This window comes from Thermofilum sp. (genome assembly GCF_038871435.1).
In the GTDB taxonomy this organism is placed as follows: Archaea; Thermoproteota; Thermoprotei; order Thermofilales; family Thermofilaceae; genus Thermofilum; species Thermofilum adornatum.
On record NZ_JAVZIC010000011.1, the window covers coordinates 25,655 to 35,546 of the forward strand.

Here is a 9,892-nt window from a genome sequence, read left to right on the forward strand (position 1 = left end):
ACCTTTTTTAAATGAAGCCCATGTGCCGGTTATAGCACAGCCTTTAAATAAAGCAAACCGAAGGCTTCCCCTCGACCAAACATGTCAAACACGGGTCAAGCGAAAAACCCCCTGTTCAAGAACACACTGGTCATACTGATAGTCGGCCTCCTAATAGGGGCAATCCTAGGCTACGGGGCATCCACGCTACTTCAACACCCGCAAGCCCAGACAACAACCCAGCAGACAATCACAGTCCCAATAGGAGCCCTAGTCGAGCTAACAGGAGACCTCTCATCATACGGAAAGAGAGACCAGCTCGCCATGCAACTAGCAATCGAAGATGTCAACAGCTTCGCTGAAAAGATCGGCTCACCCTTCCGGTTCACACTCCTCGTAGAAGACTCGGGCACCTCGCCAGAACAGGCACTAGCCAGGATAAAGACCCTTGCCGCCCAAGGCGTACAGGCAGTAATCGGCCTAGAAGCTAGTAGCGAGGTCTCAGCAGTAAAACAGTTCGCAGACTCAAACCACCTCGTAGTCATAAGCGTAGGCTCCACGGCCATGTCCCTCGCCCTCCCAGGAGACTACGTGCTAAGAGTAGTACCACCAGACAGCTTCCAGAGCAGGGCCCTCGCACGCATAATCTACACCCTCGGCTACAGAAACGTGGCAGTAATCTACAGGAACGACGCGTGGGGCGTAGGACTCTACGAGTCCTTCTCCGCTAGGTTTAAACAGCTAGGCGGAAACGTCGCCGGAGTCTCATACGACCCCAACGCAAAGGATCTAAGCGCCGAGGTTAAAAGGCTCTCAGACATCGCCTCCGCAATGGGAGCCAACACGGCAGTGCTATCAATAACCTTTGAGGACGACGGAATAAACATATTTAGGCTCGCAGTAAAAGACCCCGTACTCTCAAAGCTCAAGTGGTTCGGCACAGACGCTGTAGTCCAGTCAAGCAAATTCACGGCCGAGGCCGGAGGCGAAATAGTAACACTCGGAGGACTACCAAGCACAATATTCCAGCCCACAGAAAACCAGAGGCTCCAAGACTTCATACAGCGCTTCAAGCAGCGCAGTGGAGGCGAAGAACCGCACGCATACGCAATGGTCTCATATGACGCAGTCTGGCTAGTAGCGCTCTCCGTAATGCTCACCGGAACCTACACAGGTGAAAAACTCGTAACAACCATCCCACTCGTAGCCCAAAAATACAACGGTGTCACAGGCCTCCTCACCCTCGACCAAAACGGAGACAAAGCCACAGGAGACTACGCAATATGGCAAGTAGTCAAGACAAGCACAGGCTACGACTGGCAACTAGTCGGATGGTACAACTCAGCCACAGACACGGCAACATTTAGCGGATAATATTCCTTGAAAAGAAATCAGAAATTTTTTGACTAGGCTGGTCTAGCCATTAGATATGCGTCTTCTCCATCCAGATAGTAGCCTTGCAGAACCTTGACCACGTTGAAGCCGAGCTTCTTGTACAGCCTAATCGCGGGCTCATTGCTAACCCTCACCTCGAGATAGTACTCCTCAGCCCCATAATACTTCTTCATCGCCTCCATGGCCCTAGTCATAAGGCTGTACCCTATACCCTTCCCCCTCCAACCCTCCAAGACCGCGATAGAGATAACGTGGCCCCTCCTACCCACCCTATTAGCCGTATACAGGTTGTCGTATTCCACCCTACACATAATATAGCCAACAATCCTGCCCTGCGCCTCCGCGACCAGGAAAGCCTTCCCAAAATTCCGGTAGTGTAGCTCAAAATAAAACGCCGGGTAATTCTCGGGCAACACCCTCCGGTTAATCTCCATCACGTCGTCCAGCTCTTCCCTGCGCACCTCACGAATAACGTATTCCTGAGACGTCTAGTTCACCCTCCCAGAAACAAGAAACAAAAAAATTTTATATTTATGGCTCTTCGAACAAGACGCCTTGCTCCTTCAACAACTTATGAATATTGTCCACAGCCCTCCTCACTTCCTCCTCCTTCTTAGCCCCTGTACACACGACCTTTCCACTGCTGAAGATCAATAGCACGACCTTCGGGTCAGACATCCTGTAAATGAGCCCAGGGAACTGTTCAGGCTCATACATCGAGTTCTCTAACAGGAACGCGGCACGCTCAAGGTCCACCGTGCCCCTGAGGTTTGCACTCGCAACAATGTTCTGCACCTCGATTATCGGCTCGTTCTTTATGTCTATGCCGTGCGCCTTCAACAGCTTGATAATGCTTTTGACCGCCTTCTGTACCTCCGCCTCCGACTTCGCGCCCGTACAGACCATCTTGCCACTGCTAAAGATCAGCGTCGCCGTCTTGGGCCTTGGAAGCCTCAAAACGAGTCCCGGGAACTGCTCAGGCGAATATTCAGCATGAGGAATACGTTCCGCTATTTTTTCTAGGTCTAGCCGCTGGTTTAGCGTCACGGAGGCTACAACGTTTTGTATTTCATATGTGGGTTGTTTTGCTATTTTTATCACCCCTTTTTATTTATGGTTTAATAAAGGACATATATATTTTTAAGCCTTAAAAACTATGTTTAGAGATAAGGCTCTTTTTCCCTTTCTGCATGGAAAGCGTCGATACAGAAAACAGTGTTTAGGCCCCGTCTAGCCACCGCGGAGGAATTCAAGTAGTGGTTTTATGATGTATTTTTGGACATACTCGATTAGTGGGTTTAGCATTAGTCTTAGGCTACCTATGTAGGGGACCACGACTTCTACTTTGCCGAGGATAATGTCGTTTGTTGGCTGTATTGGGTCGGGCACGGGGTTGGCGTCGCCTTTGACCGTGTAGTTGTATCCTTGTGTTTTTATTATCCTGTGAACAATTATGTCTTGACCGGAGTAGTATAGGACAATGTCTCCTGGGGTGTAGTTTTCTTGTCCCGTTACTATTACTATGTCTCCGACATGTAATACGGGCTCCATGGACCAGCTCGAGACGACAGCTATGGGTGTTAGGAGGTGTGGGGTCTTTATGCTGGAGAACATGAAGAGTACTACGAAGACGACGATTATCGCTATAGCGTAGATTAGTATCTCTTTTTCCGAGTCCTTCACGTGGGGTTTAGGTTTTTGTCGTTATTTATTTGTTGCCCTTTCTCATTCTCTTTGGGCTTGTTTTCCCTATAGAAAAGTTTTTATAGAAGCGATAATTTTTGAGAAGTGCTGGTGAAGTAGATATGTCTCAGCCGGTAGGTCAAATTCCTGTATTGATACTTAAGGAGGGAACCCAGAGGACAACTGGGAGAGACGCCAGGAAGTCCAACATTTACGCCGCGAAGGTCATCGCCGAGGCTATGGCTAGTAGTCTTGGTCCTAGGGGCATGGACAAGCTACTCGTAGACTCTTTTGGCAATGCCACAATTACTGGTGACGGCGCGACTATCCTGAAAGAGATGGAGGTTCAGCACCCGGCCGCAAAGATGATGGTCGAGATTGCTAAGGCCCAGGACGACGAGGTCGGCGACGGAACGACCAGCGTGGTTGTCCTTGCTGGGCAGCTTCTGGCCAACGCCGAGGAGCTCCTGGACCAGGAGATCCACCCGACCACTATTGTCGAGGGATACGAGAAGGCCCTTGTCGAGGCTACAAGGATAGTGGACGAGATTGCCGAGAAGGTTGACCCGCTCGACAGGACTGTCCTAGAGAACGTGGCCAAGACTGCTCTTTCGAGCAAGGTTGTTGCCGACTTTAGGGACTTCCTTGCAAAGATAATTGTGGACGCTGCCCTAAACGTTGTCGAGAAGAAGGACGGCAAGTACGACCTCAGCCTGGACGACATCAAGGTCGAGAAGAAGAGGGGCGAAAGCATAACTGAGACCACCCTTATTAAGGGCATTGTCCTAGACAAGGAGGTTGTGCACCCGGCGATGCCGAAGAGGGTCACCAACGCCAAGATTGCTCTGCTCGACGCGCCTCTCGAGATCGAGAAGCCAGAGTGGACCGCGAAGATAAACGTCACCAACCCGGAGCAGCTAAAGATGTTCCTAGACCAGGAGGCAGAGATACTGAGGAAGAAGGTAGAGAAGATTAAGGAGAGTGGTGCTAATGTTGTTTTCTGTCAGAAGGGTATTGATGATGTTGCTCAGTATTATCTTGCTAAGGCCGGTATTATGGCTGTTAGGCGTGTGAAGAAGAGTGATATGGAGAAGCTTGCCCGTGCTACTGGAGCGAAGATACTTACACGTGTAGAGGACATCTCGCCCGAGGCCCTCGGAACAGCTGGGCTCGTCGAGGAGAGGAAGGTTGCAGACGAGAAGATGGTCTTCGTAGAGGGATGCCCCAACCCCAAGAGCGTCACAATACTAGTAAGGGGCGGAGCAGACCACGTCGTAGACGAGGCTGAGAGGGCTATCCACGACGCGCTGAGCGTTGTCAGGAACGTTATCAGGGAGCCCAAGATCGTCGCCGGCGGAGGAGCAGTAGAAATAGAGCTCGCCATGAGGCTTAGAGACTTCGCTAGGACTCTGCCCAGCAGGGAGCAGCTAGCCGTCAACAAGTACGCTGACGCCCTTGAGAACTTTGTAAGCATACTTATACAGAATGCCGGAGAAGACCCCGTCACCGTCCTCGCAGAGCTCAAGTCTAGACACGCAAAGGGAGAAAAGTGGGCAGGCATCAACGCCTATACTGGCAAGATCGAGAACATGTACAAGATAGGCGTCACAGAGCCTGCCGTGGTAAAGAAGCAGGTACTGAAGAGCGCCACTGAGGCCGCAGTAATGATCATGAGGATCGACGACATCATCGCCGCCCAGCCGCCCAAGTCCAAGGAGAAGGAGAAAAAGGGCGGCGAAGAAGAGAAGCCCGAGTTCTAAACCACCTTTTTCCTAGATAAAAAAACTTAAATACATTTATTTTTGTCATTCTTGTCCTTATGATTAGTCAAGATAATCTAGGTTCAGAGGAAAAAGGATTTGAAATAAAAATTGGTCCCCCGTGGCTCACACGCTTCGAGCGAGCCAAGATCATTGGCATCAGGGCCCTCCAGATCTCTCTGGGCGCCCCCGTCCTCGTAGAGGTGGGGTCCCACGAAACAGACGCTATACGCATAGCCGAGAAGGAGCTCGAGTCCGGCCTCCTGCCAATAATCATTGTCCGCTGGACGCCCGAGGGAAAGATCCAAGAGATACCCCTAAAATACCTAAAACTGCATCCGCCCTAGCGGCCCTACTCCCTCTTTAACCTGATTATTTTTCCCGAAACCTCTACAGTAAAGAAGTCCCCAATGCTGGGCTTCTCCGCGAAGCTCTCCCACTCGTCCTCCGTAAGCACCACGGTTACCCTGGGGATCTTCATCACGTTGCCAGAGAGCCCCGGCATCATGCGCATCACCTGGGAAATTATCGGCGCAATCTCCCTAGCGATCTCGCTGTCGTCCCGCTGTATCACCACGGGGCCAGGCACCTCCCTCTCCTCCGTCAGCTCAAGCCTGATAAGCTTCTCGCCGAATGGTGTATCCACAAGCGAGATATTCGTGACCTTCGCCCTAAACGATATACCAGCCTCACTCATATCCATAGTAAAACCAAGCCCACCTTTAAGTATTTCTAGCACCCACACAGCAAGCCAACCCCACACCAACCAAGAGAAACAGAGACCCACCACAACACATCTAAGAGACGTAGATGCACCAAAGAAGATGCCACATAGAAACTCATAACATGCATACATTTGAAGACTAAAAGTTATTTATGAAGTTTCTCGACGAGAGGATTATTTTAAAAAGAGATTACGGGAAAACGTCCCGACCTTAAACGGGGTGTTTCGGGAAGCCTCCCGTATGGGAAGTTTCAGAAGTTTCCAACGAGTAATTTTGAGTGCTGGGGCAGTTTTGCCGACTTCTTGATAAAATTAAACGTTAAACATATCAACCGCGTCCGAGCAAAACAAATCGGATGCAACTAAGAAAGAATTGAAAGATGCATATCCAAGTAGCCCCACTGCGACAGTGAAGCTGTACAGATGCAACTAAGAAAGAATTGAAAGCGAGCCGCTATACGAATATGGCGTAAACTACAAGAGCGATGCAACTAAGAAAGAATTGAAAGGAGAAACCTCTTGTCTCCAATCTTCATAACAATAAATCTGATGCAACTAAGAAAGAATTGAAAGTTCAAGGTGCCGTAATACTTCAAGACGTACTGTACAAGCTTGTGATGCAACTAAGAAAGAATTGAAAGTTGACTACATTGGGGTTACCGGCTCCAAGCGTAATCGTGGATGCAACTAAGAAAGAATTGAAAGGACAAGCTCGCCGTGTATGTTGCCTTTTCTTGTAGTCCGCTAGGCAGCTAAGAAGCGCGCTAGGTGTTGTTCGGCGCAGTGCTTGTTGGAAAGATATTTTATATGTATACATCTATGTATACTTGTGGGTTCAAGGGTTGTCCCGTCAGGCTGGGTGAAGATGAGCTGAAGAAGATAGATGTGCTTGTGAAGTATGGTGTTTTTCGGTCACGGAGCGAGGCCATTAGGGAGCTTGTCCGGCTCGGCGTCAAGCTTGCCTATGTGTCTGAGGTGTTGGAGGCAGTTGAGAGGCTTTTCGAGCTCGAAAAGGTAGAGGGCAGGATACCGGTAGAGCTGGGCGGTGCGACGCGGCAGCTTCTGGAGGAGAGGGAGAGATGAGTTACATCGATACGAGCGTTGTTGTGGCTTCTCTTGATCCTCTTGATCCTCGGCGCGAGTTGGCCCTAGGAGTGCTAGAGAAATTGAGGGACAAAAGGGTGTCGGAGCTTGTGTTGGCGGAGCTTGCAAGCATAGTTTCGAGGAGGAGAACCGTGTTGCACAAGACGCTGAGGAGGATTGGGGTTAGAGACGAGTTGGCAGTGCCCGTTGTTCTCCTCTACGTGTTGAAGAGGTTCGGCCTTCAGTATAGGAGAATTGATGGCCGGGGAAACATTTGTCCCTTGGGCGATTTTTACTTGCCGCTCGCGTTAGCCATAGAGCTGTCTTCTAAGGTCAGGCTTAAGATCCTCGACCTTCTCCACTTGGCCTATATTGCGGCCCTGAAGGAGCAGGGGGAAGAGATACACGAACTTGTCACGGTTGATGATGGCTTCAAAAGGGAGGAGGAAGCTATTAAACGCGAACTAAAAATACAGATAAAAACAATAGGTAACCCATTGTAGACCCATGTTAGACTTTTCTCATTAAGTAACTGTATATTTAGATGGTGCGTGACGCCCCGGCTAAAGCTTCCTATGCATAGTCTCGTAGAAGCAAGGGGCCCAGCAGTCTCCCGCCTTCCCTAGAAGGGTTGCTGTATGGAAAAAGATCACTCATCTAGAATATCCGGAAAATTGAAAGTTGAAGTGGCTTTGTGGCATGCGTTTGGCTTGTCTGCCCTCTGCGTGTTCGAGGATGTGTTTAGGCGTGGGGTTTTGGAGAAAAAAATAAAACCCCTTGTTGAATAGTGATGGTGGACTAGCGCACTAAAAGCCCCGGTAGCTCAGCTCCGGTGGAGCGTCGGCCTTGTAAGGTCGAGTGTTTGGGGGCTTCGAGATAGCCGAAGGTCCCGGGTTCAAATCCCGGCCGGGGCTCCATTTTTTGCGTTGTGGATAAATATGGTTTAACGGTTTTCATTGTTGATGATGAGTGACTTGCCGGAAAGAATTGTGACTGGACGGCACGGTATCTGAGCCTAGGTGTTTACGAGTTGTAGGATTTTTTCGGGCAGTTTTTCTACATGTTCTCTTACTTGTTGCTTTGTGTCTCTGAAGCGTATCGTGACGGTGTTGTCCGTGAGTGTTTGCCCGTCTATCGTTATTGTGAAGGGCACGCCTATCTCGTCTGCCTTCGCGTAGCGCTTGCCTATGCTCCCGTCTTCGTCGTAGTAGCACCTCACGACCCTCCTGAGCTTGTCGTATACTTCGCGCGCCTTGACGTCTAGGCCGTCGCGCTTCACGAGTGGGAACACGGCGGCCTTGTAGGGGGCGATCTTCGGCTTTAGTTTTAGGAGTGTCCTCTTTTCTTCCCTCACATATGCGTCCGTCAGGACAGCCATGATTATTCTTTCTAGCCCGAACGAGGGCTCTATGACGTATGGGACGACCGTCTTCCCATCGTCGACTATGTGCAATGCTTCGCCGCTGTACTGTATGTGGCGCTTGAGGTCATAGTCAGACCTATTGGCTATACCCACTATCTCTTTCCAGCCCATGTACGGGAAATAGTACTCGACGTCGAAGGTCTGGACAGCGTAGTGGGCGAGCTCGGTCTTCACGTGCTCCCTGACCCTAAGCCTTTCCGGCCGGATGCCGAGTCCTTGCAGCCACTTTATCGACTCGCCTATCAAGTACGCGTGCCACTTGCTCTTAACTATCCCGGCCTCGACTGCCTCGCCTAGGGTCATTTTCCTGGCCTCGCCTATCCCCCTCTCCTGGTCCTCAGCGGTAAGCATGTTTACCTCTAGGCCTGCAACATCGCCGAAGCGTGGACAGTCGTCGAGCTTCTCGGGGTTCACGAAGTACTCTATCTCCATCTGTGTGAACTCCCTGAGCCTGAAAAGGAAGTTCCTAGGCGAAATCTCGTTCCTAAACGCCTTGCCTATCTGGGCTATCCCGAATGGCAGAGTAGCACCCATGCTGAACACGACGTTCTTGAAGTTCGTGAATATTAGCTGGGCAGTCTCCGGTCTCAGATACGCGGTCACGGACTTCCTAGGCCCAACCTCCACGCTGAACATCAAGTTAAACCTCTGGGGATCCGAGAGCCTGCCGCCACACGCAGGGCACCTGACGTTGTGCTCCTCTATCAGCCTCTTTAGCGTCTCGGCAGTATACTCAGGGACCTTTATGCCTAAGTCCTCCAAGAGGTGGTCGGCCCTGTACTCGGTCCCACACTTCTCGCACACCACGATGTAGTCGATAAAGCTCTCAACGTGCCCGCTAGCCTCCCAAGTCCTAGGATGAGTAATAATCGCGCCGTCTATACCGTACACGTCGTCCCTAGTCTCCACAAACCACCTCCACCAATCATTCAAAACGTTCCTCGCAAGCTCAACCCCGAGGGGGCCATAGTCAAAGAAGCCAGAAAGCCCCCCATAGATCCTCCCACTCGGGAAAACAAAGCCCCTCCTCAGACACAGGTCCGTCAACTCGTCGAGTGTAACCTCCCTCTGAGACATTCCTCCCCACTTCCCCATCAACAAAGACAAAACCATTTTTAAACAATGCGGTCCACACACGAGAAAAAATACAGCAAACACGCGGCAATGGTGGGCCCGCCGGGATTCGAACCCGGGACCTCCGCCGCTCCCAGAGTCGAGCCCCAAACACGGCGCCTTGTGAGGGCGACATCCTAACCGCTAGACGACGGGCCCAAAGAGCCGAAAAATAGAGCCAACCTAGAGTAATAAAGTTTTCTCCCCAAGGGCCGAACAACAAAAACCTAGCCCCAACAAACACCAAACACAGGCACCAAGACCCCTAGAATCTTCTACGACAAACATCATTTCCACTTTGTCAATGTTTTCCCATTAGGAAAACTAAAAGTTATTTATGAAGTTTCTCGTTAGGAAGCCTATTTTAAATTTAGGTTTACGGGAAAAATTCCCGACCCAAAACGGGGTATTCTGGGAAGCTTCCCAGTAGGGAAGTTTCAGAAGCTTCCAACGGGTAAATTTGAGTGCTAGGGCAGTTTTGCAGACTTCTTGATAAAAATAAACGTTAAACATATAAACCCCACCCGAGCAAAACAATTCGGATGCAACTAAGAAAGAATTGAAAGATAAGCGTTACGCTACAAACAGAAAAAGACTAATTTATTGATGCAACTAAGAAAGAATTGAAAGGTAAACGTCTTCATCGTGTTCAAGGCAGAGACAGACAGCGATGCAACTAAGAAAGAATTGAAAGACATTGAGTGCTTTTGTCTTGACTGTCTCTGAAATTTT

General features: G+C 50.2%; 11 protein-coding genes, 2 tRNA genes and 1 CRISPR repeat array. Of the genes, 7 read left to right on the forward strand and 6 right to left on the reverse strand.

All coding sequences use genetic code 11. The features are described from left to right. Positions 1-81 precede the first annotated feature (81 nt). On the forward strand, positions 82-1,353 hold the full coding sequence (locus QXT17_RS09385) for an ABC transporter substrate-binding protein (protein WP_020962171.1): 1,272 nt from the start codon (positions 82-84) through the stop codon (positions 1,351-1,353). 32 nt (positions 1,354-1,385) lie between these two features. Here the strand turns inward: QXT17_RS09385 and rimI are convergent, their stop codons facing one another. The 3 genes from rimI to QXT17_RS09400 all read right to left on the reverse strand — a co-directional run bounded on the left by rimI (position 1,386) and on the right by QXT17_RS09400 (position 3,057). After that, the gene (gene rimI, locus QXT17_RS09390; protein WP_020962170.1) at positions 1,386-1,835 is read right to left on the reverse strand and encodes a ribosomal protein S18-alanine N-acetyltransferase; all 450 of its coding nucleotides are present in this window, start codon (positions 1,833-1,835) and stop codon (positions 1,386-1,388) included. 70 nt (positions 1,836-1,905) lie between these two features. After that, complete coding sequence (locus QXT17_RS09395; protein WP_052885627.1) at positions 1,906-2,466, reverse strand: TATA-box-binding protein; 561 nt, start codon at positions 2,464-2,466, stop codon at positions 1,906-1,908. Between the two features lie 138 nt (positions 2,467-2,604). Further along, positions 2,605-3,057, reverse strand: coding sequence for a signal peptidase I (locus QXT17_RS09400; protein WP_020962168.1), 453 nt, complete (start codon positions 3,055-3,057; stop codon positions 2,605-2,607). Between the two features lie 122 nt (positions 3,058-3,179). Here QXT17_RS09400 and thsA point away from each other — a divergent pair, with 122 nt between their 5' ends. Both thsA and QXT17_RS09410 read left to right on the forward strand, forming a co-directional pair. Continuing rightward, on the forward strand, positions 3,180-4,817 hold the full coding sequence (gene thsA / locus QXT17_RS09405; protein ID WP_020962167.1) for a thermosome subunit alpha: 1,638 nt from the start codon (positions 3,180-3,182) through the stop codon (positions 4,815-4,817). Positions 4,818-4,876: 59 nt separating this feature from the next. Further along, a complete protein-coding gene (locus QXT17_RS09410) occupies positions 4,877-5,164 on the forward strand; it encodes a DNA-directed RNA polymerase subunit K (RefSeq protein ID WP_020962166.1) in 288 nt (95 codons plus the stop codon). Between the two features lie 5 nt (positions 5,165-5,169). On the opposite strand, the gene QXT17_RS09415 is transcribed toward QXT17_RS09410, so the two are convergent. Further along, complete coding sequence (locus tag QXT17_RS09415; protein ID WP_148681988.1) at positions 5,170-5,580, reverse strand: arcadin 1; 411 nt, start codon at positions 5,578-5,580, stop codon at positions 5,170-5,172. Positions 5,581-5,896: 316 nt separating this feature from the next. After that, positions 5,897-6,246: a CRISPR direct-repeat array (repeat unit 25 nt; unit sequence GATGCAACTAAGAAAGAATTGAAAG). Between the two features lie 114 nt (positions 6,247-6,360). Here QXT17_RS09415 and QXT17_RS09420 point away from each other — a divergent pair. The 4 genes from QXT17_RS09420 to QXT17_RS09435 all read left to right on the forward strand — a co-directional run bounded on the left by QXT17_RS09420 (position 6,361) and on the right by QXT17_RS09435 (position 7,541). Then, positions 6,361-6,624, forward strand: a complete 264-nt coding sequence (locus QXT17_RS09420; RefSeq protein ID WP_052885626.1) for a ribbon-helix-helix domain-containing protein — start codon at positions 6,361-6,363, stop codon at positions 6,622-6,624. Further along, positions 6,621-7,127: a PIN domain-containing protein gene (locus QXT17_RS09425; protein WP_148684686.1), complete on the forward strand. Its 507-nt coding sequence runs from the start codon at positions 6,621-6,623 to the stop codon at positions 7,125-7,127. The genes QXT17_RS09420 and QXT17_RS09425 overlap by 4 nt, the downstream gene beginning before the upstream one ends. Before the next feature lie 135 nt (positions 7,128-7,262). Next, positions 7,263-7,412, forward strand: a complete 150-nt coding sequence (locus QXT17_RS09430) for a hypothetical protein (protein ID WP_187147045.1) — start codon at positions 7,263-7,265, stop codon at positions 7,410-7,412. Between the two features lie 24 nt (positions 7,413-7,436). Then, positions 7,437-7,541: transfer RNA gene (locus tag QXT17_RS09435), tRNA-Thr, on the forward strand. Between the two features lie 98 nt (positions 7,542-7,639). On the opposite strand, the gene QXT17_RS09440 is transcribed toward QXT17_RS09435, so the two are convergent. Together QXT17_RS09440 and QXT17_RS09445 are read right to left on the reverse strand one after the other, a co-directional pair. Next, on the reverse strand, positions 7,640-9,124 hold the full coding sequence (locus QXT17_RS09440; RefSeq protein ID WP_342783776.1) for a glycine--tRNA ligase: 1,485 nt from the start codon (positions 9,122-9,124) through the stop codon (positions 7,640-7,642). An 88-nt stretch (positions 9,125-9,212) separates the two neighbouring features. Then, positions 9,213-9,319 (reverse strand) — tRNA-Val (locus QXT17_RS09445). Positions 9,320-9,892 lie beyond the last annotated feature (573 nt).

Bases quoted from the DNA above. Each gene is read 5' to 3' on its own strand.
- QXT17_RS09385 (WP_020962171.1), top strand. From the start codon at position 82: ATGTCAAACACGGGTCAAGCGAAAAACCCCCTGTTCAAGAACACACTG.
- thsA (WP_020962167.1), top strand. From the start codon at position 3,180: ATGTCTCAGCCGGTAGGTCAAATTCCTGTATTGATACTTAAGGAGGGA.
- QXT17_RS09410 (WP_020962166.1), top strand. From the start codon at position 4,877: ATGATTAGTCAAGATAATCTAGGTTCAGAGGAAAAAGGATTTGAAATA.
- QXT17_RS09420 (WP_052885626.1), top strand. From the start codon at position 6,361: ATGTATACTTGTGGGTTCAAGGGTTGTCCCGTCAGGCTGGGTGAAGAT.
- QXT17_RS09425 (WP_148684686.1), top strand. From the start codon at position 6,621: ATGAGTTACATCGATACGAGCGTTGTTGTGGCTTCTCTTGATCCTCTT.
- QXT17_RS09430 (WP_187147045.1), top strand. From the start codon at position 7,263: ATGGAAAAAGATCACTCATCTAGAATATCCGGAAAATTGAAAGTTGAA.
- QXT17_RS09440 (WP_342783776.1), bottom strand. From the start codon at position 9,124: ATGTCTCAGAGGGAGGTTACACTCGACGAGTTGACGGACCTGTGTCTG.